The sequence below is a fragment of the Myxococcus sp. SDU36 genome, assembly GCF_030168875.1.
Classification (GTDB): domain Bacteria; phylum Myxococcota; class Myxococcia; order Myxococcales; family Myxococcaceae; genus Myxococcus; species Myxococcus vastator.
Window position 1 is genome coordinate 1804018 of the sequence record NZ_CP077414.1, and the last position, 25824, is coordinate 1829841.

At 67.8% G+C, this 25824-nt stretch carries 6 protein-coding genes (1 of these 6 only partly in view); 3 read left to right on the plus strand and 3 right to left on the minus strand.

Annotated elements, in window-relative coordinates; translation table 11 throughout:
• Positions 1-18604, plus strand: the 3' portion of a protein-coding gene (locus KGD87_RS07345; RefSeq protein WP_284666763.1) for a non-ribosomal peptide synthase/polyketide synthase. It extends 17207 nt beyond the left edge of the window; only the last 18604 of its 35811 coding nucleotides appear in the window; the start codon falls outside the window, past its left edge; it ends in the stop codon at positions 18602-18604.
• Between the two features lie 63 nt (positions 18605-18667).
• On the opposite strand, the gene KGD87_RS07350 is transcribed toward KGD87_RS07345, so the two are convergent.
• Positions 18668-20110 (minus strand): ELWxxDGT repeat protein, encoded by a 1443-nt coding sequence (locus KGD87_RS07350; RefSeq protein ID WP_284666764.1) that lies wholly within the window; start codon positions 20108-20110, stop codon positions 18668-18670.
• A gap of 286 nt (positions 20111-20396) precedes the next feature.
• Here KGD87_RS07350 and KGD87_RS07355 point away from each other — a divergent pair, with 286 nt between their 5' ends.
• Together KGD87_RS07355 and KGD87_RS07360 are read left to right on the plus strand one after the other, a co-directional pair.
• Positions 20397-22319 carry a membrane dipeptidase gene (locus KGD87_RS07355; RefSeq protein ID WP_284666765.1) on the plus strand — a complete coding sequence of 641 codons (1923 nt, stop codon included), beginning with the start codon at positions 20397-20399 and terminating at the stop codon, positions 22317-22319.
• A 166-nt stretch (positions 22320-22485) separates the two neighbouring features.
• Positions 22486-23301 carry a siderophore-interacting protein gene (locus KGD87_RS07360; RefSeq protein ID WP_284666766.1) on the plus strand — a complete coding sequence of 272 codons (816 nt, stop codon included), beginning with the start codon at positions 22486-22488 and terminating at the stop codon, positions 23299-23301.
• Here the strand turns inward: KGD87_RS07360 and mxcL are convergent.
• Together mxcL and mxcK are read right to left on the minus strand one after the other, a co-directional pair.
• Positions 23298-24572 (minus strand): myxochelin B biosynthesis transaminase MxcL, encoded by a 1275-nt coding sequence (gene mxcL, locus KGD87_RS07365; RefSeq protein WP_284666767.1) that lies wholly within the window; start codon positions 24570-24572, stop codon positions 23298-23300. The genes KGD87_RS07360 and mxcL overlap by 4 nt on opposite strands.
• Before the next feature lie 12 nt (positions 24573-24584).
• Positions 24585-25814, minus strand: coding sequence for a myxochelin export MFS transporter MxcK (gene mxcK, locus KGD87_RS07370; protein WP_284666768.1), 1230 nt, complete (start codon positions 25812-25814; stop codon positions 24585-24587).
• Positions 25815-25824: the final 10 nt, after the last annotated feature.

A 25824-nucleotide genomic window follows, 5' to 3' on the forward strand; every position in this document is an offset into this window, starting at 1 on the left:
CACCGATTTGTTCGAAGTAGAGACGGTGCGCCGGCTGCTCCAGCATCTGCGGACCCTGCTGGAGACGGTTATCGCTGGGCCGGAGAAGCGGCTGCTTGAACTGCCATTGATGGGCAGTGAGGAGCAGCAGCGGTTGGTGAAGGAGTGGAGCGGGACGGCGACGACGTATCCTCGCGATGCGAGCCTGAGTGTCCTCTTCGAGGAGCAGGTGCAGCGGACGCCGGACGCGGTGGCGGTGGAGTACGAGGACCAGCGGCTGACGTACGCGGAGTTGAATCGCCGCGCCAACCAGTTGGCGCACCACCTGAGGGCCATGGGCGTGGGGCCCGAGGTGCGGGTGGGGCTGTGCGTGGAGCGCTCACTGGAGCTGGTGGTGAGCGTGCTGGGCATTTTGAAGGCGGGAGGCGTGTACGTCCCGCTGGATGCGAGCTACCCGCTGGAGCGGCTGGAGTGGATGAAGGGAGAGGCACGCGTCGCGCTGCTGGTGGCGCAGGAGAAGCTGGCGGACGAGGTGGCCGCGGGTGGCGAGCTGGTGGTGTGCGTGGACACGGAGTGGGAGGCGCAGATTGCCTTGCAGCCGGAGAGCACGCCCGTGGCCAACGTGGGCGGCGGAAACCTGGCGTATGTGATGTTCACGTCGGGAAGCACGGGGAAGCCGAAGGGCGTGGGGGTGCCGCACCGAGCGGTGTCACGCCTGGTGCTGGGAACGGACTTCGCGCACTTCGGGCCGGAGGAAGTATGGCTGCAACTGGCGCCCATTTCCTTCGACGCATCGACGCTGGAGGTGTGGGGCGCGCTGCTGCACGGCTCGAAGCTGGTGGTGTACCCGGCGGGGACTCCGTCCCTAGAGGAGTTGGGCCGGAAGCTGGAGTCTTCAAGCGTGACGTCGCTGTGGCTGACGGCGGCGCTGTTCGAGCAGATGCAGGCGCGGCAGCCGAAGGCCCTGGCCAAAGTCCGTCAGTTGCTGGCGGGCGGCGACGCGCTGCCGGTGTCGCGCGTGAAGGAGCGACTGGCGGCAGGTGGCGTGCTCATCAATGGGTACGGCCCGACGGAGAACACGACGTTCTCCAGCACGTACCGGATGGAGAGGCCGGAGGAGGTTGGGGCCTCGGTGTCCATCGGCCGGCCGGTGAAGAACACGGTGGCCTACGTGCTGGACGCGGGGATGCGTCCAGTACCGGTGAGCGTGCCCGGCGAGCTGTACGTGGGCGGAGATGGGCTGGCGGTGGGGTACGTGGGCCGCCCGGAGTTGACGGCGGAGCGCTTCGTTCCGAACCCGTACGGCGACGGAGAGCGGCTGTACCGGACGGGCGACGTGGTGCGGTGGCTGGGGAACGGGACGTTGGCGTTTCTGGGCCGAGCGGACGCGCAGGTGAAGGTGCGTGGTTACCGCATTGAGCTGGGCGAAGTGGAAGCGGCGTTGGCCCAGCACAGTGGCGTCAACGAAGCGGTGGTGGTGGCCCGCGAGGACGGCGAGGGCAAGCGACTGGTTGCGTATGTGACCGCGCAAGAGGGCGCGGAGCTGGAGGGCAGTGCGCTGCGGAGCCACATGAAGCAGCGGCTGCCGGAGTACATGGTGCCGTCGCTGTATGTGGTGCTGGAGTCACTGCCGCTGACGCCCAATGGGAAGGTGGACCGCAAGGCACTGCCTGCGCCGGATGCACAAGGTCCGAAGACGGCGCACTTCGAGGCGCCTCGAACGGCGACCGAGAAGACGCTGGCCGCTATCTTCACCGAGGTTCTGAACGTCGAGCGCGTCGGACTGGAGGGGGACTTCTTCGAACTGGGCGGACACTCACTGCTGGCCACGCAGTTGGTGTCGCGAGTGAGGGAGGAACTCCAAGTAGAGCTCCCGCTACGAGACATCTTCGAATCCTCCACCGTGGGGAAGCTGGCTGAACGGATCGACGCTTCACGCGGGACGGAAGAGGCCGCGGTCCGAGCACCACCCCTGACGCGCGCGGCTCGGAGCGATGCGCTGCCGCTGTCATTCGCGCAGCAGCGATTGTGGTTCCTCGACCAGTTGGAGCCAGGCAGCCCGTTCTACAACGTCCCCTCGGTGGTGAAGTTGACTGGGCGTCTGCGAACGACCGCGTTGGAGGCCAGCTTCGGTGAACTCGTACGGCGGCACGAGTCCTTGCGCACGACGTTCCGTGTCAGTGGCGGTGAACCCGTACAGGTCATCGCAACGGAGCCGCTGCGGCCTTTCCAGCAGCTCGACTTCAGCGAGTTGGAAACGGAGCGCGAATCCGCGGTCCGGAGCTGGATCGAAGAGGAGGTTCAGCGCCCGTTCAACCTGGAGGTGGGCCCGTTGCTGAGGGCGACGCTGCTGAAGGAGGGGGAGGAAGCGCACGTGTTGGTGCTGGTGATGCACCACATCGTGTCGGACGGGTGGTCGATGGGCGTGCTGGTGAGGGAGCTGGTGGCGCTGTACGAGGCGTACTCGCAGGGGAGGGAGTCACCGCTTTCCGAGCTGGAGGTGCAGTACGCGGACTACGCGGTGTGGCAGCGAGAGTGGCTGAAGGGGGAGGTGCTGGAAGAGCAGCTGGGGTACTGGAGGAAGCAGCTGGCTGGTGCGCCCGCGGCGCTGGAGTTGCCGACGGACAAGGTGAGGCCGGCGGTCCAGACGTACCGAGGGGACACGCGAGGATTGGAGTGGCCGAGGGGGCTGTGGGAGGGAGTGAAGGGGTTGGCGCAGCGGGAGAATGCGACGCCCTTCATGGTGCTGCTGGCGGCCTTCCAGGTGGTGCTGTCGAGGTACGCGAGGCAGGAGGACGTGAGCGTCGGGACGGCGATAGCGAACAGGACGCGAGCTGAGACGGAGGGGCTGATTGGCTTCTTCGTGAACACGCTGGTGCTGCGGACGAAGGTGTCACCGACAGCGAGCTTCCGGGAGTTGCTGGCGCAGGTGCGCGAAGTGACGCTGGGTGCGTACGCGCACCAGGAAGTGCCCTTCGAGAGGCTGGTGGAGGAGCTGCAGCCGGAGCGGGACTTGAGCCGCAGCCCGCTGTTCCAGGTGATGTTGGTGCTGCAGAACGCGCCGGGCGGGGCGGTGAGCCTGCCGGGGCTGAAGCTGGAGGCGGCGGAGTCGTCCGGGAAGACGTCGAAGTTTGACGTGACGCTGGGCTTGGGAGAGTCGAGCGCGGGAGGGCTGTCGGGCGCGCTTGAGTTCAACAGCGACCTGTTCGAAGCCGAGACGATGGAGCGGCTGCTAGAGCACCTGCGGGTGTTGTTGGATGCCGCCGTCGCTCGGCCTGAGTCGCGGTTGGCCGAGCTGCCGCTGATGGGCAGTGAGGAGCAGCAGCGGTTGGTGAAGGAGTGGAGCGGGACGGCGACTACGTATCCTCGCGATGCGAGCCTGAGTGTCCTCTTCGAGGAGCAGGTGCAGCGGACGCCGGACGCGGTGGCGGTGGAGTACGAGGACCAGCGGTTGACGTACGCGGAGCTGAACCGGCGTGCGAACCAGTTGGCGCACCACCTGAAGGGAATGGGCGTGGGGCCCGAGGTGCGGGTGGGGCTGTGCGTGGAGCGCTCACTGGAGTTGGTGGTGAGCGTGCTGGGCATCCTGAAGGCGGGAGGCGTGTACGTCCCGCTGGATGCCAGCTACCCGCTGGAGCGGCTGGAGTGGATGAAGGGAGAGGCACGCGTCGCGCTGCTGGTGGCGCAGGAGAAGCTGGCGGACGAGGTGGCCGCGGGTGGCGAGTTGGTGGTGTGCGTGGACACGGAGTGGGAGGCGCAGATTGCCTTGCAGCCGGAGAGCACGCCCGTGGCCAACGTGGGCGGCGGAAACTTGGCGTATGTGATGTTCACGTCGGGAAGCACGGGGAAGCCGAAGGGCGTGGGGGTGCCGCATCGGGCGGTGTCTCGCCTGGTGCTGGGGACGGACTTCGCGCACTTCGGGCCGGAGGAAGTATGGCTGCAACTGGCGCCCATCTCCTTCGACGCATCGACGTTGGAGGTGTGGGGCGCCCTGCTGCACGGGGCAAAGCTGGTGGTGTACCCAGCGGGCACGCCGTCGCTGGAGGAGTTGGGCCGGAAGCTGGAGTCTTCAGGCGTGACATCGCTGTGGCTGACGGCGGCGCTCTTCGAGCAGATGCAGGCGCGGCAGTCGCAGGCCTTGGCCAAGGTGAAGCAGGTGCTCGCGGGAGGGGACGTCCTGCCGGCGTCGCGCGTGAACGAGCGGCTCACGACAGGCGGTGTACTCATCAACGGGTACGGCCCAACGGAGAACACGACGTTCTCCAGCACGTACCGGATGGAGAGCCCGGAGGAAGTGGGCACTTCGGTGTCCATTGGCCGGCCGGTGAAGAACACGGTGGCCTACGTGCTGGACGGTGCAATGCGTCCAGTGCCGGTGGGAGTGCCCGGTGAGCTGTACGTGGGCGGAGACGGGCTGGCGGTGGGGTACGTGGGGCGTCCGGAGTTGACGGCGGAGCGCTTCGTTCCCAGCCCATACGGCGACGGAGAGCGGCTGTACCGGACGGGCGACGTGGTGCGGTGGCTGGGGAACGGGACGTTGGAGTTCCTGGGCCGAGCGGACGCGCAGGTGAAGGTGCGTGGTTACCGCATTGAGCTGGGCGAAGTGGAAGCGGCGTTGGCCCAGCACAGTGGCGTCAACGAAGCGGTGGTGGTGGCCCGAGAGGACGGTGGTGAAGGCAAGCGCCTGGTGGCCTACGTCACGGCCCGGGACGCTGCCTCGCTGGACGCGGGTGCGCTGCGGAGCCACATGAAGCAGCGGTTGCCGGAGTACATGGTGCCGTCGCTGTATATGGTGCTGGAGTCACTGCCGCTGACGCCGAACGGCAAGGTGGACCGCAAGGCGCTGCCCGCGCCGGTGGCGATGCTGGGCACCTCAGGTCCCGATTATGTGGCGCCGCGCACTCCGACAGAGGAGTTGATCGCTGGGATCTTCTCGCAGGTGCTGGGTGTGGAGCGGGTAGGGGCGAAGGACGATTTCTTCGAGCTGGGCGGACACTCATTGTTGGCAACGCAGGTGGTTTCGCGGGTTCGGAGCACCTTCCAAACCGAGCTGCCGCTCCGTGAACTGTTCGAGGCTCCCACGCTGTCGGCTCTGGCCGAGCGGGTTGACCATGCCGTTCGCACGGGGGCGTCGGTCACCGCTCCGCCTCTGAAGCCACGAGCGGATGGAAGCCGGGTGTTGCCTCCGTCGTTCGCGCAGCAACGGCTGTGGCTCCTGGATCAGATGGCGCGAGGGAGCGCCTCCTACAACGTGCCGGCCGTCCTTCGGGTAGAGGGACCGCTCCACGCCGAGGTGCTCGAGCGGAGCTTCGTGGAGCTCGTGCGGCGCCACGAATCGCTGCGGACGACGTTCAGCGCCCGTGATGGAAAGCCCGTTCAAGTCATCGCCGCCGAGCCGGTGCTGGCCTTCCGACGCGTGGGGCTGGAGTCATTGGTGGAGGCTGTCCGCACGGCGGAGGTCACTCGCCTGGTCGAACAGGAGGCACACCAGCCGTTCGAGCTCGAACGGGGTCCTTTGCTGCGCGTGACGCTCCTGAAGCTGTCCGAGCAGGAGCACGTGCTGATCCTGGTGACACATCACATCGTGTCTGATGGGTGGTCCATGGGCGTCCTCGTGCGGGACGTGACCGCGCTCTATGAGGCGTTCTCGCAGGGGCGTCCCTCACCGCTACCGGAACTGGCAGTGCAGTACCCGGACTACGCGCTGTGGCAACGGGAGTGGCTGAAGGGCGAGGTGCTGGAGTCGCAGCTCGCATACTGGAAGCGACAGCTGGATGGGGCGCCTCAATCGTTGGAGTTGCCGACGGATAAACCGCGGCCCGCGGTGCAGACCTTCCGAGGAGGTCATCTTGACCAGGCATGGTCTCTCCCCCTGTGGGAGCGGGTGAAGGCCCTGGCACAGCGTGAAGGCGCAACGCCGTTCATGGTGCTGCTCGCGGCCTTCCAGGTGGTGCTGTCCAAGTACGCGAGGCAGGAGGACGTGTGCGTGGGGTCCCCCATCGCAGGGCGCACGCATGGCGAGACGGAAGGGCTGATCGGCTTCTTCACGAACATGCTGGTGCTACGGACGAAGGTGTCTCCGGCATCGAGCTTCCGTGAGTTGCTCGCCCAGGTGCGAGAGGTGACGCTCGGCGCGTATGCGCACCAGGACGTGCCGTTCGAGAAGCTGGTGGAGGAGCTTCAGCCCGAGCGTGACTTGAGTCGCAGCCCGCTGTTCCAGGTGACGCTGACGCTGCAGAACACGCCCGTGACGGAGGTGAAGCTCGGAGACGGCCTGAGGCTCTCCGGCGTGGAGTCGGAGGGGCGGACGTCGAAGTTCGACCTGTCTCTGGTGATGGAGGAGGTGAAGGACGGCGTCATGGCGATGGTCAACTACGACAGCGACCTGTTCGAAGCCGGGACGATGGACCGGATGCTCGGACACTTGAAGGTGCTGTTGGAGGCCGCCGTCGCCGAGCCGGAGAAGCGGCTGTGGGAACTGCCGCTGATGGACCATGAGGAGCAGCAGTTGGTGCAGACGTGGAGCGGGACGGCTGCGCACTACCCACGGGAGGAGTCGCTGGCGCGGTTGTTCGAAGCGCAAGCGCAACAGACGCCGGACGCGGTGGCGGTGGAGTACGAGGACCAGCGGTTGACGTACGCGGAGCTGAACCGGCGTGCGAACCAGTTGGCACACCACCTGAGGGGCATGGGTGTGGGGCCCGAGGTGCGGGTGGGTTTGTGCGTGGAGCGCTCGCTGGAGTTGGTGGTGAGCGTGTTGGGCATCTTGAAGGCAGGAGGCGTGTACGTGCCTCTCGATGCCAGCTACCCGCTGGAGCGGCTGGCGTGGATGAAGGGAGATGCCCGCGTCGCGCTGCTGGTGGCGCAGGAGAAGCTGGCGGACGAGGTGGCCGCGGGTGGTGAGTTGGTGGTGTGCGTGGACACGGAGTGGGACGCGCAGATTGCTTTGCAGCCGGAGAGCACGCCCGTCGCCACCGTGGACGGGGGCAACCTGGCGTACGTGATGTTCACGTCGGGAAGCACGGGGAAGCCGAAGGGCGTGGGGGTGCCGCATCGGGCGGTGTCTCGCCTGGTGCTGGGGACGGACTTCGCGCACTTCGGGCCGGAGGAAGTATGGCTGCAACTGGCGCCCATCTCCTTCGACGCATCGACGTTGGAGGTGTGGGGCGCCCTGCTGCACGGGGCAAAGCTGGTGGTGTACCCAGCGGGCACGCCGTCGCTGGAGGAGTTGGGCCGGAAGCTGGAGTCTTCAAGGGTGACATCGCTGTGGCTGACGGCGGCGCTCTTCGAGCAGATGCAGGCGCGGCAGCCGAAGGCCCTGGCCAACGTCCGTCAGTTGCTGGCGGGTGGCGACGCGCTGCCGGTGTCGCGCGTGAAGGAGCGGCTGGCGGCGGGCGGCGTGCTCATCAACGGGTACGGCCCGACGGAGAACACGACGTTCTCCAGCACGTACCGGATGGAGAGGCCGGAGGAAGTGGGCGCTTCGGTGTCCATCGGCCGGCCGGTGAAGAACACGGTGGCCTACGTGCTGGACGGTGCAATGCGTCCAGTGCCGGTGTGCGTGCCCGGTGAGCTGTACGTGGGCGGAGACGGGCTGGCGGTGGGGTACGTGGGACGCCCGGAGTTGACGGCGGAGCGCTTCGTTCCGAGTCCATACGGCGACGGAGAGCGGCTGTACCGCACCGGGGACGTGGTGCGGTGGCTGGGGAACGGGACGTTGGAGTTCCTGGGCCGAGCGGACGCGCAGGTGAAGGTGCGTGGTTACCGCATTGAGCTGGGCGAAGTGGAAGCGGCGCTGGCCCAGCACAGTGGCGTCAACGAAGCCGTCGTGGTGGTTCGCGAGGACGGGAGTGAAGGAAAGCGGTTGGTGGCCTACGTCACGGCGCAGGAGGGTGCCTCGCTGGACGCGGGCGCGCTGCGAAGCCACGTGAAGCAGCGGCTGCCGGAGTACATGGTGCCGTCGGCGTATGTGGTGCTGGCGTCACTGCCGCTGACGCCCAACGGGAAGGTGGACCGCAAGGCACTGCCAGTCCCAGAGGCCCAAGGTCTGAAGCCAGCGCACTTCGAGGCGCCTCGCACCGCGTCCGAGCAGAAGCTGGCGTCCATCTTCACCGAGGTGCTGAACGTCGAACGAGTCAGCATCGACGAAGACTTCTTCGAACTGGGCGGCCACTCATTGCTGGCCACGCAGTTGGTGTCGCGCGTCCGCGAATCCTTCCAGGTGGAACTGCCCCTGAGGGACGTCTTCGAATCGCCGACGGTGGAGAAACTGGCTCTTCGGCTGGACCACGCGCAGGTGAGGGGCTCGGTGCGCCAGGCGCCGCCACTGAAGCGAGCACAGCGCCAGGGGGCCTTGCCGCTATCGTTCGCTCAGCAGCGGCTGTGGTTCCTCGACCAACTGGAACCCGGCAGCGCCTTCTACAACGTGCCGGTTGCAGTGAGGCTCACCGGCGTCCTCGACGTTGGAGCATTGCGCCGTAGCTTTGATGAACTGGTTCGTCGACACGAATCGTTGCGAACCACCTTCCGTGCTCAGAACGGGATGCCTGTCCAGCTTGTCTCCGACACTGCAACGACGCGGTTGGAAGTCGTGGAGCGCGGAACTCCGGACGGCGGTGAAGGAGGACCGGAAACGAAACGCCTCGTGGAGCAAGAGGCACTTCGTCCGTTCAACCTGGAGGTGGGCCCGCTGCTGAGGGCGACGCTGCTGAAGGAGGGGGATGCGGCGCACGTGCTGGTGCTGGTGATGCACCACATCGTGTCGGACGGGTGGTCGATGGGCGTGCTGGTGAGGGAGCTGGTGGCGCTGTACGAGGCGTATTCGCAGGGGCGCGAGTCACCGCTTTCTGAGCTGGAGGTGCAGTACGCGGACTACGCGGTGTGGCAGCGAGAGTGGCTGAAGGGGGAGGTGCTGGAGGAGCAGCTGGGGTACTGGAGGAAGCAGCTGGCTGGTGCACCCGCGGCGCTGGAGTTGCCGACGGACAAGGTGAGGCCGGCGGTCCAGACGTACCGAGGGGACACGCGAGGATTGGAGTGGCCGAGGGGGCTGTGGGAGGGAGTGAAGGGGTTGGCGCAGCAGGAGAATGCGACGCCCTTCATGGTGCTGCTGGCGGCCTTCCAGGTGGTGCTGTCGAGGTACGCGAGGCAGGAGGACGTGAGCGTCGGGACGGCGATAGCGAACCGGACGCGAGCTGAGACGGAGGGGCTGATTGGCTTCTTCGTGAACACGCTGGTGCTGCGGACGAAGGTGTCACCGACAGCGAGCTTCCGGGAGTTGCTGGCGCAGGTGCGCGAAGTGACGCTGGGTGCGTACGCGCACCAGGAAGTGCCCTTCGAGAGGCTGGTGGAGGAGCTGCAGCCGGAGCGGGACTTGAGCCGCAGCCCGCTGTTCCAGGTGATGTTGGTGCTGCAGAACGCGCCGGGCGGGGCGGTGAGCCTGCCAGGGCTGAAGCTGGAGGCGGCCGAGTCGTCCGGGAAGACGTCGAAGTTCGATTTGACGCTCGGGTTGGGTGAGACGGATGAGGGCCTTTCTGGCGGCCTCGAGTTCAACAGCGACCTGTTCGAAGCCGAGACGATGGAGCGACTGCTGGAGCACCTGCGGGTGTTGTTGGATGCAGCCGTCGCTGAGCCGGAGAAGCGGCTGCTTGATTTGCCGTTGATGGGCAGTGAAGAGCAGCAGCGGTTGGTGAAGGAGTGGAGCGGGACGGCGACTACGTATCCTCGCGACGCGAGCCTGAGTGCGCTCTTCGAGGAGCAGGTGCAGCGGACGCCGGACGCGGTGGCGGTGGAGTACGAGGACCAGCGACTGACGTACGCGGAGTTGAACCGGCGTGCGAACCAGTTGGCGCACCACCTGAAGGGCATGGGCGTGGGGCCCGAGGTGCGGGTGGGGTTGTGCGTGGAGCGCTCACTGGAGCTGGTGGTGAGCGTGCTGGGCATCCTGAAGGCTGGAGGCGTGTACGTCCCGCTGGATGCCAGCTACCCGCTGGAGCGGCTGGCGTGGATGAAGCAGGAGGCGGGCGTCACGCTGCTGGTGGGGCAGCAGCGGTTGCTTGAGTCCATGGCGCGCTCCGGCGCCGAGTCCAGGGTGTGTGTGGACACGGAGTGGGAGACGCAGATTGCCCACCATCCCGTGAGCACTTCGAGCGCCAATGTGAGCGGGGGCAACCTGGCGTACGTGATGTTCACGTCGGGAAGCACGGGGAAGCCGAAGGGCGTGGGGGTGCCGCACCGAGCGGTGTCACGCCTGGTGCTGGGGACGGACTTCGCGCACTTCGGGCCGGAGGAGGTGTGGCTGCAACTGGCACCCATCTCCTTCGACGCGTCGACGCTGGAGGTGTGGGGCGCGCTGCTGCACGGCGCGAAGCTGGTGGTGTACCCAGCGGGCACGCCGTCGCTGGAGGAGTTGGGCCGCAAGCTGGAGTCTTCAGGCGTGACATCGCTGTGGCTGACGGCGGCGCTCTTCGAGCAGATGCAGGCGCGGCAGCCGAAGGCCCTGGCCAAAGTCCGTCAGTTGCTGGCGGGTGGCGACGCCTTGCCGGTGTCGCGCGTGAAGGAGCGGCTGGCAGCGGGCGGCGTGCTCATCAACGGGTACGGCCCGACGGAGAATACGACGTTCTCCAGCACGTACCGGATGGAGAAGCCCGAGGAAGTCGGGGCGTCGGTATCCATCGGCCGGCCGGTGAAGAACACGGTGGCCTACGTGCTGGACGGGGCAATGCGTCCAGTGCCGGTGGGCGTGCCCGGTGAGCTGTACGTGGGCGGAGACGGGCTGGCGGTGGGGTACGTAGGGCGTCCGGAGCTGACGGCGGAACGCTTCGTGCCGAGTCCGTATGGAGAGGGAGCGCGGCTGTACCGGACGGGCGACGTGGTGCGGTGGCTGGGGAACGGGACGTTGGAGTTCCTGGGCCGCGCGGACATGCAGGTGAAGGTGCGTGGTTACCGCATCGAGCTGGGCGAAGTGGAAGCAGCGTTGGCCCAGCACAGTGGCGTCAACGAAGTGGTGGTGGTCGCCCGCGAGGACGGGAGTGAAGGAAAGCGGTTGGTGGCCTACGTCACGGCGCAGGAGGGTGCCTGGCTGGACGCGGGCGCGCTGCGAAGCCACGTGAAGCAGCGGCTGCCGGAGTACATGGTGCCGTCGGCGTATGTTGTGCTGGCGTCACTGCCGCTGACGCCCAACGGGAAGGTGGACCGCAAGGCACTGCCAGCCCCAGAGGCCCAAGGTCTGAAGCCAGCGCACTTCGAGGCGCCACGGACACCGACAGAGGAGAAGCTGGCGTCCCTCTTCAGCGAGGTGCTCAATGTCGATCGCGTCAGCGTCGAAGAAGACTTTTTCGAGCTGGGCGGCCACTCGTTGCTGGCAACACAGTTGGTGTCTCGCGTGCGCGAGGCCTTCCGAATCGAACTGCCGCTTCGGACGGTCTTCGAGTCCCGGTCTGTTGAGACGCTGGCGAGGCGGCTGGACGGTGACTCGGGAGCCGCTCTTGCGCTGAGAGGTCCTCTGCTGGTTCGTGCTTCACGTGACGGCGCGCTTCCCCTGTCGTTCGGGCAGCAACGGTTGTGGTTCCTCCACCAGCTTGATCCCGACAGCGCCTTCTACAACGTGCCCGTGGCGGTGAAGCTCTCGGGGGCTCTTGATGTTGCTGCGCTGGAACGGAGCTTCCAATCGCTTGTTCTCCGTCATGAGGCGCTGCGCACGACCTTCCGTTCCGAGGCAGGCGTCCCCACCCAGGTCATCTCTCCTGCGGGAATGGGCGCGCTGGATTTCGTGGACCTGAGTTCACTCCAGGGCACGGAGAAGTCCCAGGAGGTCCAGCGTCGAACGGAGCAAGAGGCACTGCGCCCGTTCAACCTGGAGGTGGGCCCGCTGCTGAGGGCGACGCTGCTGAAGGAGGGGGAGGAAGCGCACGTGTTGGTGCTGGTGATGCACCACATCGTGTCGGACGGGTGGTCGATGGGGGTGCTGGTGAGGGAGTTGGTGGCGCTGTACGAGGCGTACTCGCAGGGGAGGGAGTCACCACTTTCCGAGCTGGAGGTGCAGTACGCGGACTACGCGGTGTGGCAGCGAGAGTGGCTGAAGGGGGAGGTGCTGGAGGAGCAGTTGGGGTATTGGAGGAAGCAGCTGGCTGGTGCGCCCGCGGCGCTGGAGTTGCCGACGGACAAGGTGAGGCCGGCGGTCCAGACGTACCGAGGGGACACGCGAGGATTGGAGTGGCCGAAGGGGCTGTGGGAGGGAGTGAAGGGGTTGGCGCAGCAGGAGAATGCGACGCCCTTCATGGTGCTGCTGGCAGCCTTCCAGGTGGTGCTGTCTCGCTATGCGAGACAGGACGACGTCTCTGTGGGTTCCCCTATCGCCAACCGCACGCGAGCCGAAACGGAGGGGCTGATTGGCTTCTTCGTGAACACACTCGTGCTGAGGACACGCTTGGATGGCAATCCCAGCTTCCGTGAGCTGCTGACGCAGGTGCGCGAAGTGACGCTGGGTGCGTACGCGCACCAGGAAGTGCCCTTCGAGAGGCTGGTGGAGGAACTTCAGCCCGAGCGGGACCTGAGCCGCAGCCCGCTGTTCCAGGTGATGTTGGTGCTGCAGAACACGCCAGGAGGCGTGGTAACCCTGCCAGGACTGAAGCTGGAGGCAGCGGAGTCGGCTGGAAAGACGTCGAAGTTCGATTTGACGCTCGGGTTGAGTGAGTCGAGCGAAGGCGGACTGACGGGGGCGTTGGAGTTCAACAGCGACCTGTTCGAAGCCGGGACGATGGACCGGATGCTCGGACACTTGAAGGTGCTGTTGGAGGCCGCCGTCGCCGAGCCGGAGAAGCGGCTGCTTGAGCTGCCATTGATGGGCAGTGAGGAGCAGCAGCGGTTGGTGAAGGAGTGGAGCGGGACGGCGACTACGTATCCTCGCGATGCGAGCCTGAGTGCGCTCTTCGAGGAGCAGGTGCAGCGGACGCCGGACGCGGTGGCGGTGGAGTACGAGGACCAGCGGCTGACGTACGCGGAGCTGAACCGGCGTGCGAACCAGTTGGCGCACCACCTGAGGGGAATGGGCGTGGGGCCCGAGGTACGGGTGGGGCTGTGCGTGGAGCGCTCACTGGAGTTGGTGGTGAGCGTGCTGGGCATCTTGAAGGCGGGAGGCGTGTACGTCCCGCTGGATGCCAGCTACCCGCTGGAGCGGCTGGAGTGGATGAAGGGAGAGGCACGCGTCGCGCTGCTGGTGGCGCAGGAGAAGCTGGCGGACGAGGTGGCCGCGGGTGGCGAGTTGGTGGTGTGCGTAGACACGGAGTGGGAGGCGCAGATTGCCTTGCAGCCGGAGAGCACGCCCGTGGCCAACGTGGGCGGCGGAAACCTAGTGTACGTGATGTTCACGTCGGGAAGCACGGGGAAGCCGAAGGGCGTGGGGGTGCCGCACCGAGCGGTGTCACGCCTGGTGCTGGGGACGGACTTCGCGCACTTCGGGCCGGAGGAAGTATGGCTGCAACTGGCGCCCATCTCCTTCGACGCATCGACGTTGGAGGTGTGGGGCGCCCTGCTGCACGGGGCAAAGCTGGTGGTGTACCCAGCGGGCACGCCGTCGCTGGAGGAGTTGGGCCGGAAGCTGGAGTCTTCAAGGGTGACGTCGCTGTGGCTGACGGCGGCGCTCTTCGAGCAGATGCAGGCGCGGCAGCCGAAGGCCCTGGCCAACGTCCGTCAGTTGCTGGCCGGTGGCGACGCGCTGCCGGTGTCTCGCGTGAAGGAGCGACTGGCGGCAGGTGGCCTGCTCATCAACGGGTACGGCCCAACGGAGAACACGACGTTCTCCAGCACGTACCGGATGGAGAGGCTGGAGGAAGTGGGCGCTTCGGTGTCCATCGGCCGGCCGGTGAAGAACACGGTGGCCTACGTGCTGGACGGGGCAATGCGTCCAGTGCCTGTGGGAGTGCCTGGCGAGCTGTACGTGGGCGGAGACGGGCTGGCAGTGGGATACGTGGGACGCCCGGAGCTCACGGCGGAGCGCTTCGTTCCGAGTCCATACGGCGACGGAGAGCGGCTGTACCGGACGGGCGACGTGGTGCGGTGGCTGGGGAACGGGACGTTGGAGTTCTTGGGCCGAGCGGACGCGCAGGTGAAGGTGCGTGGTTACCGCATTGAGCTGGGCGAAGTGGAAGCGGCGCTGGCCCAGCACAGTGGCGTCAACGAAGCGGTGGTGGTGGCGAGCGAGGACGGGAGTGAAGGCAAGCGACTGGTGGCCTACGTCACGGCGCAGGCGGGCGCGGAACTGGAGGCCAATTCGCTGAGAAGCCACATGAAGCAGCGGCTGCCGGAGTACATGGTGCCGTCGGCGTACGTGGTGCTGGAGGCGCTGCCGCTGACGCCCAACGGCAAGGTGGATCGCAAGGCGCTGCCCGCGCCGGACACGGAGGGCACGGCGCGCGAGACGTACGTGGCGCCTCAAACGGCGACCGAGAAGACGTTGGCCGCAATCTTCGTCGACGTCCTGAAGGTCGAGCGGGTCGGGCTCGACGGAGACTTCTTCGAGCTGGGCGGCCACTCATTGCTGGCCACGCAGTTGGTGTCTCGCGTACGGGAAGAACTCCAAGTGGAGCTCCCCCTTCGAGACATCTTCGAGTGTCCCACGGTGGGGAAGTTGGCCCGCCGCCTGGACCGCACTTCGAAAACGGAGGGTGGCGCACAGCCACCGCCGTTGGTACGGGTTGCTCGCGACACGGCGCTGCCTTTGTCGTTCGCCCAGCAGCGCCTGTGGTTCCTCTCGCAACTGGAGCCGGGGAGCATCGTCTACAACGTCCCTGCGTCGGTGCGGTTGTCGGGCGCCTTGAACGTTCCCGCGCTGGAGCAGAGCTTCGACGCGTTGGTCCGCCGTCACGAAGCGCTGCGCACCACGTTCCGGACCGAGGGCGGTTCGCCGGTACAGGTCATCGACCCGCAGGGCAGCGCTCGGCTCGACATCGTGGATTTGCGCTCGTTGTCAGTGGCGCGGCGGGAAGAGGAGGCGCAGCGGATCGCGCAAGAGGCATCTCAGCGCCCGTTCGACCTGGAAAGCGGTCCGCTGTTGCGGCTCGCCTTGCTCGCGCTGTCGGAGCAGGACCATGTGTTGGTGCTGGTGATGCACCACATCGTATCGGACGGTTGGTCCATGGGGCTCCTGGTTCGCGAGCTGACCGAGCTGTATGCGGCCTTCTCCCAGGGGCAACCGTCGCGCCTGCCAGAGCTGCCGCTTCAGTACGCGGACTACGCGGTGTGGCAGCGCGAGTGGCTCCAGGGAGACGTCCTGGACGCGCAGCTTGGCTACTGGAAGCAACGTCTGGACAGCGCGCCCCGGCTGCTGGAGCTGCCCACGGACAGGCCGCGTCCGGCGGTCCAGTCCCTGGAAGGGGCGTACGTGCCCTTCTCATTGGGCCGTGCGCTGTCCGACGCGGTGCATGCACTCGCCCGCCGTGAAGGCGTCACGCCGTTCATGGTGCTGCTGGCGGCGTTCCAGGCCGTGCTGGCGCGTTACTCGGGGCAGGACGACGTGAGTGTCGGTTCGCCCATCGCCGGACGCACTCGCGCGGAGACGGAGGGGCTCATCGGCTTCTTCGTGAACACGCTCGTGCTCAGGACCCGGTTGGACGGCAGCCCGTCCTTCCGCGAGCTGCTGGCTCGGGTCCGGGAGGTCACGCTGGGCGCCTACGCGCACCAGGACGTACCGTTCGAGAAGCTCGTCGAGGCGCTGCGTCCGGAGCGCAGCCTCAGTCATTCGCCGCTGTTCCAGGTCATGCTCACCTTCGACAGCACGCCAGACGCTGGGGGAGACGCGCAGACCGACATGGGGATGAAGCACGTCGCCGTGGAGCACCGGGTGTCGCGGTTCGACCTCTCGCTCGGCTTCGTGGAGGGCAAGGACGGCTTCTCCGGTGGACTGGAGTACAGCACCGTCCTGTTCGAGCCCGAGACGGCGGCGCGGCTGCTGTCCCACCTGAAGACGCTGCTGGAAGGTGCCCTGGCGGAGCCGAATCGGTCCGTGTTCGCGCTGCCCTTGCTGGACGCGGCCGAAGCGCGGCGGTTGCTGGTGGAGTGGAATGACACCGGCTCCGGCGAAGTCGCGGAGACGAGCATCCACGCCCTGGTCGAACGGCAGGCGGTGGCCACGCCGGAAGCCGTGGCCGTGGTGGCCGGAGACGAAGTGCTGACGTATCGCGAGCTCATGCTGCGGTCGGACCGGCTGGCGCGGAAGCTCCGCGCGTTGGGCGTCGGGCCAGAGGTTCGCGTGGGCCTCTGCGCGGAGCGCAACGCGGACCTCCTGGTCGCGGTGCTCGGCATCCTCAAGGCGGGAGGCGCATACGTCCCGTTGGACCCGGCCTACCCGAGCCAACGGCTGGCCTTCATGATCGAGGACTCCCAGCCTCGCGTCCTGGTGGGCCAGCGCGCGCTGCTCGACGCGCTGCCTCACGGAGACGTGGTCCGGTTGGCGCTCGACGATGTGAATGAGTTCGTGGAGAAGGCCGGGGCGGCGCCTGTATCCATGGCCAGTCCGGACCATCTGGCCTACGTGCTGTTCACGTCAGGAAGCACGGGCCGGCCGAAGGGCGTGGCCCTGGCGCATCGCAGCGCCGTGGCGTTCCTGCGCTGGACGACGCGGGCCTTCTCGTCGGACGAGCTGGCGGGAGTCCTCGCCTCCACGTCGCTCAACTTCGACCTGTCCGTGTTCGAGCTGTTCGCGCCGCTCCTCCGTGGCGGGGCCGTGGTCCTCGCTCGCAACGCCTTGGAGTTGCCGTCGCTCCCCGGGGCCCGGCGGGTCACGCTCGTCAACACGGTGCCCTCCGCGATGGCGGAGTTGGTGCGCGCCCAGGCCATGCCGGACTCGGTGCGTACGGTGAACCTGGCGGGAGAGCCGCTGGCTCAGTCCCTGGTGGACGCCATCCACCAGTCCGCACCCGGTGTGCAGCGCGTGCTCAACCTCTACGGCCCCACCGAGGACACGACGTACTCGACCTGGACCGTGGCTCTTCGCGACGCCGCGCGGGAGCCCACCGTGGGGCGACCAATTGAGGGGACTCGCGCGTACGTGCTGGATGCGCTCGGCCAGCCCGTGCCTCAGGGCGTGGCGGGAGAGCTGTACCTGGGCGGGGCCGGGCTCGCCCGAGGGTATGTCGACCGACCCGAGTTGACGGCCGAGCGCTTCGTTCCAGACGCGTTCAGTCCACGCCCCGGGGCGCGGCTGTACCGCACTGGAGACCGCGTGCGGTGGTTGCCGGAGGGCGCGCTGCAGTACCTGGGCCGAATCGATCAGCAGGTGAAGGTGCGTGGCTTCCGCATCGAGCTGGGTGAAATCGAGGCGGCGTTGCGAAGGCATCCGGACGTGCGCGAGGCCGTGGTGCTCGTGCGCGAGGACGGGAGCGAAGGGCGTCGCCTGGTGGCGTACATCGTGCCCCAGCCGGACACGGTGGCCGATGTCACGGCGCTCCGGCGCTTCGTGAAGGACGGGCTGCCGGACTTCATGGTGCCCTCGGTGGTGAAGGTGCTGGCCGCGCTGCCGCTGACGCCCAACGGCAAGGTGGACCGCAAGGCGCTCCCGGCGCCGGACGCCCTCCGTCCGGAGTCGACGCGGACCTACGTGGCGCCTCGGGATGCGTTCGAACTCGTGCTCGCGCGCATCTGGGAGGAGTTGCTGGGCACCGGCCCCATCGGCATCCACTCCGACTTCTTCGAGCTGGGAGGGCACTCGCTCCTGGCCATGCGGCTGGTGTCGCTCATCCGTGAGCGCCTCGGGCGGAGCCTGCCCGTGGTTTCACTGTTCCAGGCGGGGACGCTGGCGGAGCTGGCCTCTCGGCTCCGACAGGCACCCGGGCACGTATCCTCGCTGGTGCCCATCCAGAGTGGCGGTTCGCGGCGGCCCGTCTTCTGCGTCCACCCTGTCAGCGGCAACGTCCTGCCGTACCTGGAGCTGGCGCGGCGCCTGGGGCCAGACCAGCCGTTCTACGCGTTCCAGGCCCCGGGCCTCGAAGGCGAGCGGGCTCCGCTCGCGACAGTGGAGGCGATGGCCGCCACCTATGTGGAGGCCATGCGCGGCGTCCAGGCCAGCGGGCCCTACCGGCTGGCGGGGTGGTCCCTGGGCGGTGTGGTGGCCTTCGAGATGGCGCGGCAGTTGGAGCAGCAGGGGGAGCAGGTGGAGCAGCTGACGCTCATCGACGCCTACGCCTTCGACCAGCGGCCAGCGGCGCCCGTGGGCGCGGAGTGGATTGCCGCCCGGTTCGTGGAGTTCACGGGCCAGCTCCTGGGCCTGCCCGTCTCGGAGTTGATGGCGGATGCCCAGCCCGCGGACGAGGCTTCGCTGCTGGGCCGCCTGTTGGCGCTGGGGAGGCGCGCCGGCGTACTCCCTCCGGGCGTCGGAGCCGAGCAGCTCCACGCGCTGTACCGTGTCTACGAGAGCAACCTCCGCGCTCTCTGGGACTACCAGCCGGGACGCTACGGTGGCCACGTCACGCTTCTGCGGGCGAGCGAGACGCACGTGCCCACGGGCACGGACGGCGGCTGGGGCGCGCTGGTGGAAGGCGGTGTGGAGGTGCACGAACTCTCCGGCGACCACCACTCCATCCTCCGTGCGCCAGCGGTCGACGTGCTCGCGGCGGCGATGACACGGAAGGCGTAATCGTTCCTCCGGCTCAGGTGATGAGGCAGACACGCTCATCACTTGAGCCGCCACCGCGTGGCCTCAGGGCATCGCGTGGTCGCACTCGCTGGTGGGACGGAAGGGCAGGGCGTAGAGCTCGCGGCCGCTGGCCGCGTCCTCGGCGGTGAAGAACACGTCCCAGCCAGAGCGGATGAAGGCGCGTGGTTCACGTGCGGTCCCCGCGTCGAGCTTCCGGGTGCCGGACTCGGTGCCGTTGCTCACCCAGGGCTCCCCGCCATGCCCCGTCACCGCGCTGAAGAAGAGCCAGCCCTGGATGGCGGTCACCTCGGTGGGAGATGCGCCAGCCGTTCCAGGCACCAGGTCCGCGAAGAGCTTCGTTCCTCTCGACGTGCCATCGCTCACCCACAGCTCGCGGCCGTGCCGGCCGTCATCCGCCGCGAAGTAGAGGTGGTCTCCGAGCACCGTCAGGAACGCCGGCGCCGAGCCCTCCGCTCCGGGGCGGAGGTCCTTCACCCGCCGCGTGCCGGACACCGTGCCGTCGCTGACCCACAGCTCCTCGCCCTCTGGCGCCTCCTCACCCGCGCTGAAGTAGAGCCGGCCCTGGAACGCCACCAGGTCGTGCGGGTACTGGCCCGGAAAGAAGCGCAGGCTGCGTGTGCCCTCCGCCGTGCCGTCCGTGACGTGGAGGGTGGCCTCGCCTTCGTCGGGGTCCACCAGGAAGAAGAGCCTTCCGCCCGCGGACTTCATGCGGAAGATGACCGTGTCCTCGAAGACCTTGAGGAGGGGCGTGAAGGCCGCGCCGCCTTCGCTTCGCACGAGCCAGTTCTCATTGCCCACGTTGATGACGAAGTAGAGCGAGCCGTCGTGAACGGCGAAGCGGCGAGGGAAGGAGCTGTCCTCGCCCGGGACGAGGTCCGCGACCGCGTAGGTGCCCACGTCCGTGCCGTCGCTGGTCCACAGCTCGTTGCCCTGCGCGCCACCCGGCGCGGCGGCGGAGAAGTAGAGCCGGCCCTTGTACGCGACCAGCGTCTGTCCATCTCCGAGACTGGCGCCGACGGGAAGCACGCGCTTCACCAGGGACGTCCCTTCGGACGTGCCGTCGCTGGTCCACAGGGCGCGGCCATTCACCCCATCGTCCGCGATGAAGAAGACCCGGTCGCCCACGCGCGTGAGGTCCGTGGGATTGGAGCCCTCCGGCCCCGGCGCGATGTCCCGGAGCAGCCGGGTTCCTTCGCCCTGTGTGCCGCTGCTCGCCCACAGCTCGGCACCGTGTTGACCGTCATCCGCGGTGAAGAAGAGCAGCCCATCGCCGTGGAGGCGCTCCTGGATGGCTGCGCCCTCGCGGCCGGGGTGGAGGTCCTCGAGCCTGCGCACGCTGTCCCCGCAGGGCTCCCACGTTCGTGGGGCCGCTGCCTGCCGCGCGGGCGCTTCATCGGACGACGGATGCGTGTCCTCCACCGATGGCGGCTCACAGGCAGCCACAAGCGTCAGCAGCATCGGGAACACACGCCAGGACTTCGTCATCAGCAGCTCCCTGAGGTGGAGACCCTCTTGGAGCGTCAATCTGTGAATGGCGGGGGCACACCTCACCTGCCCACGGGTCCTGAACGCCGTTTGTAACGTGACGCTTCACACCGACTCGCGTCCCCGCAAGAGGGGAACAGTCGTCATCACAAGGGGTTCCACCGCTGATTCATCGTGCGACACCTGGCAGTTTTATGTCCCAAGAAAAACTTGAAAACATTGAAAAACAGGACACACTCCTGGTACTCCAGGAGCACCTCACCGCGGTATCGGAAAGGTGCACTGCATGCAGCGATATATCGGAGCAGCCCCACGGCGTTTCCTGTCCCTCTCACTCATGTCCGTCATGGCGCTGAGCCAGGGGTGCCAGCCCACGGATGAAGACGTGCCTGTCGAGGAGTCCGCGACCGGCGAAGTCGCACAGCCCGTCGCGGTTCCGGGCTTCGCGGAGATGCACCACCACATGTTCGCCGAGGAGGCGTTCAGCGGGGGTTGGTTCCACGGCAAGCACAACGGCTCCCTGGTGAGCTGTGACGGTGGCTTCCCGGAGAGCGACCATGCGCGCGTCCGCATGGACCTGGGCTCCATGCTCAACGTGTGTCCCAACGCGGGCGGCGTGGACCTGGGCGGCGTGCCGGTGCTGTCAGAGCTGTTCGGTGTGGGCGGCGCGGTGGCGTCCGAGATCATCGGGCAGGTCGAAGGGACGGAGGGCGACACGGGCCTCCACCTGGGCCGGATGAGCGTGCCCACGCAGTGGCCGCGCTGGGACACCATCGCGCATCAGCAGGCCTGGGAGGGCTGGCTGCGGCAGGCGCACCTGGGGGGCATGTCCCTGGTCACCATCTCCCTGGTGAGCAACGAGTTCCTCTGCAAGGCGCTGCCGTACCAGAACATCAAGCGTCCTTGCGACGAGATGGTGGACGTGGACGTGCAGTTGCAGATGGCGCGTGACTTCGACGCCCGCACGTCGTGGGCGGAGATTGCGCTGTCGCCGGCGCACGCGCGGCAGATCATCGCCTCCGGCAAGCTGGCCATGGTGCTCTCCATCGAGTCGAGCAAGCTGTTCGGCACCAAGAACTGGCAGTCCGAGCTCAACCGCGTCTACTCGCTGGGCGTGCGCTCCATCCAGCCGGTGCACCAGTTGGACAACCGCTTTGGCGGCGCGGCGCCCCACAACGCCATCTTCCAGGTCGCGCAGTTCCTGGAGAACTGTCACATCGACACCGACTGCGGCCTCACGGGCAACGGCTTCACGCTGGGCTTCAACGTGGACGCCAACTGCAAGAACACCAAGGGCCTGACGGCCGAAGGAAAGGCCCTGGTCGCGGAGATGATGAACAAGGGCATGCTCGTCGACGTGGCGCACATGTCCGAGCGCTCCGTGAACGACACGTACGCCATTGCCCAGGGCCGCAACTACTACCCCATGTACATCTCCCACGGTCACTTCCGTGAGGTGATGCACCCGGGGCTGGCCGCCAACGAGAAGACGACGCCCGCGTCCATCATCCGCTACCTGCGCCAGACGGGCGGCATGTTCGGCCTGCGCACCGCGCACGACGAGACGCGCGACTACACCCGCACGCCGGTGGCCAACAACTGCCAGGGCTCCACGCGCTCGCTGGCGCAGGCCTACGAGTTCGGCCGCCTGGGCCTCAAGGTGAACATGGGCTTCGGCGCGGACCTCAACGGCTTCATCCAGCAGACCCGCCCGCGCTTCGGTCCCCACGGCGCCTGCTCGGCCGGCTTCGCCGCGGAGGCGGCGGCCCAGGCCCAGCAGCAGCTCACCAGCGGCCCGCCGCCGCTGGGCACGGACTTCGACAACTATGGCCTGGCCCACGTGGGGCTGCTGCCGGACGTGGTGCGGGACTTGAAGCAGCTCGGCGTCAACACCACGGGCCTGGAGGGCTCGTCCGAGACGTTCATCCGCATGTGGGAGCGCGCCACCGGTACGCGCACCGGCATGGCGGACAGCGCGACGAACATCGACACCAGCGGCGTGGCGGCCTACGTGCCGAAGGAGACCCGCGCGTCCTGGTACCCCACCACCTCCACCTGCACCAACGATAGCCACTGCGCCAGCACCCAGTACTGCGGCTGGGGGCTCAACGCCGGCAAGTGCCAGAACAAGAAGGCCAAGGGCGCCATCTGCGGCAGCGCCCGCGAGTGCCTGTCCAACAACTGCCGTTGGACCCTGACCTGCGGCTGAGCTCGCTTCCTGGCAGGTGCGCGGGGCCTCTCAGCGCACCTGCCAGGCGGCCCCGCGGCGGGCCGCTCGCTGAAGGGCGGCACGCCGCGGGGCTCCTTCATTCGTTGCCCGACTGAGGGGGCCATGGTATCGAAAATGAGAGTCAATATCGATACCTGGAGCATTCGTGACGACGACGACTGAGCGTGTCTATCGGCGGGGACCGTTCCCCGTGAAGTTCCGCCTCCTGGAGGTGAAGCGGGTGACGCGGGTGACGCCGCAGATGGTCCGCATCACCCTGGCGGGCGAGGACCTGGAGGGCTTCTACAGCCCCGGGGCGGACGACCACGTGAAGCTGCTGTTCCCGGAGGAGGGCACGCGCATGCCTGTCATCCCCACGGTGACGCCCACGGGGCTGGTGCTGAAGGAAGGCGAGCGCAAGCCGGACGCGCGTGACTACACGCCGCGCCGGTACGACGCCGCCGCGGGCGAGCTGGACATCGACTTCGTGGTGCACGGCACGGGGCCCGCGACGACGTGGGCGAGCAAGGCGCAGGTGGGGGACCTGCTGGCCGTGGGTGGGCCGCGCGGCTCCACGTTCATCGCGCAGGACTTCGACTGGTATCTGCTCGCGGGTGACCAGTCAGCGCTGCCCGCAATCGGCCGCATCCTGGACGAGCTGCCGGAGGGGACGCGCGCCATCGTGTTCTGCGAGGTGCCGGACGCGTCAGAAGAGCAGCGGTTCACCACCCGCGCCAACGCGACGGTGACGTGGCTGCACCGCGACGGCGTGGAGGCGGGGCACTCGGACGTGCTGCAGCAGGCCATCCGCGAGCTGGAGTTCCCCGCGGGGGACTACTTCGCCTGGGTGGCGGGTGAGGCGCACACCGTGCGCCCCATCAAGGACCACCTCATCAACGAGCGCGGCGCCAACAAGAGCTGGGTCCGGGTGACGGGCTATTGGAAGCGCGGCACCTCGGACCACCACGACGCGAAGGGCTAGGCCGCCGCCGGCTTCGCGAGGGAGCGGAGGACCTCGCCCGTCATCTCGATGGCGTAGTCAATCTGCTCCTCCGTGTGCGCCGTGCTGAGGAAGGTGACGTCGCGGCGCAGCAGGATGCCCCGGCGGGCCATGCCCGCCTGGAAGGGCTGCATCTGCTTCGCGTGCTCCGCCGGGTCCTTGGCGAACAGGAAGAAGGGAATGGCGTCGTAGCCAATCACGCGCAGCGGCGAGCCCGCGGCCTCCGCCTGGGCGTTGACGCCCTCGCGCAGCTTGCGGCCCAGGCGGGCCAGGTGCTGGACGTAGGCACCATCCCGGTAGCCCTTCAGCACCGCCTCGCACACGTACAGCGACAGCAGCTCACCGCCGAAGGTGGTGGACACCTGGAGCTCGCTCAGGCGGCTCAGGTGCTTGGCCGGACCGGCGATGGCCGACAGCGGCATGCCCCCGGCGATGCTCTTGGACAGGGTGACGAAGTCCGCGCGGACGTCGAAGAACTCCTGGGCGCCGCCCACGGCGAGCCGGAAGCCGGTGACGACCTCGTCCAGGGCGAACAGGACGTTGTTCGCGGTGCAGGTGGCGCGCACCTGCTGCAGGAAGGTCGACGTGAGGGGCCGGTTGTAGGGCACCGACAGCAGCACCAGTGCGAGCTCGCTGGCGTTCTGCTCGATGGCGGCCAGCAGGGCCGGCTCGTCCGGGGGCGTGAAGAGCGGCAACCGGAGGGTCAGCGCGGCCAGCGCGGCCGGGACGCCCGGCGTGTCGAACATGAAGTGGTCGTGCCAGCCGTTGTAGCCGACGGTGATGATCTTCTGCTTGCCGGTGATGTGGCGCGCCAGGCGCACGGCGGCGGACGTGGCATCCGCGCCCGTCTTGAAGAAGCGCGCCATCTCCGCGCCGGGGATGAGGTCCACCAGCGTCTGGGCGGCGGAGACCTCCACGGGCGTGGGCAGCGAGTGGAGGACCCCTTCCTCCAGGTGCTCCCGGATGGCGTTCAGCACGGCCGGGTCATTGTGGCCCAGCATGTTGGCGCCCAGGCCGCCGATGAAGTCGATGTACTCCTGGCCATCCACGTCCTCCACCAGCGCGCCCTTGCCCTTGGCCAGGAACACGGGGAAGGCGCCAGGCGCGAACATCTCCGGGCGCTTCATCATGGACTGCGTGACGCCGGGGACCAGCCGCCGCGCTTCGGCGAGGAGCTGGTTGGAGCGGTCGAGCTTCAGCTCGCCCTGGATGGGACGAGGCAGGGAAGGGTGCTTCTTGACGGGAGTGTCCATGGACGTTTCCTTCTATGGGGCGAGATGGAGACTGCGATTCACTGGGACGGCGCTACGGCCAAAGGTCCAGAGGATGAAGAGCGAGACGGTGGTGACGCCCACGGCGAGCCATCCGGCCAGCCCGAAGCCCACCAGCTCACCGCCCGGCGCGGTGGCCAGCATCAGGCCGCTGGCCCACGCCGCGAGCCCGGAGGCGCCGTCGCTGGCGGCCATGTTCATGGCCATGTAGCGCCCGCGCAGCGGCGGCGGCACCCGCGCGGAGATGAGCGCGATGGTGGGGATGGGGCGCGTGGACGTCAGCGACATGAAGAGGACGAAGGCGACCATCACCACCGGCAGCGGCGAGGCGGGGAGGTGCGTGAAGCCCAGGTGCGGCACCATGGTGCCCACCAGCAACAACCCGAGCACCCGGGCGGGGCCGAACCGGTCCACCCAGCGGCCCACCTGACGGGCCGCGAGCAGCGTGGCGGCGCCGCCGGCCAGGTACACCCAGGGCAGGTCGGTCTGCTCCAGCCCGAGGTTCCCGACCATGAACGCGCTCAGGTACGGAATCAGCAAGAAGCTGGAGAAGGCGACGCTGAACGTCAGCAGCCAGCCCAGCGCGAAGCCCGGCGTGAAGAGCGCCTTGACGGAAGGTGCCTGACGGTCCGTGCCCGGGGTGACGTGTGCGTCCATCCGCGGAAGCACGGCGAGCAGCCCGAACCAGAGGAGGGCCCCGAGGACGCCAATGGCCCAGAAGGGCGCGCGCCAGCCGAGCAGGTTGGCCAGGCCCAGGCTCAGCGGAACCCCCGCCACCGCGGACAACCCGAGCGAGGACATCACCGTGCCAATGGCCTGGCCCCGGCGCTCACCGGGGACGGTATCCGCGATGATGGACATGATGACCGCGCCCATGAGGCCCGCGCAGCCTCCCGCGAGGCTCCGGGCCACCAGCAGCCACGCGTGGCTCTGCGCCGCGCCGCAGGCCAGCGTGGCTGTGATGAACCCCCCCAGGATGACCAGCAACGTGCTTCTGCGGCCAAACCTGTCGACCCACGCGAGCCCCAGCACGCCCATGGCGGCGGAGGCCAACGTGTAGGAGGACACCAACGTTCCGAACTGCGCGGCTGACAGACTGAACAGCCGCATGAACTCCGGACCCAGCGGCAGGACGATCATGAAGTCCAGCAGGTGGGTGAACTGCACGCCCGCCAGCAGCAGGATGAGCAGCCGCTCCTGACGCGGTGAGAAGGTGGCTGTCACGAAAGGCTCC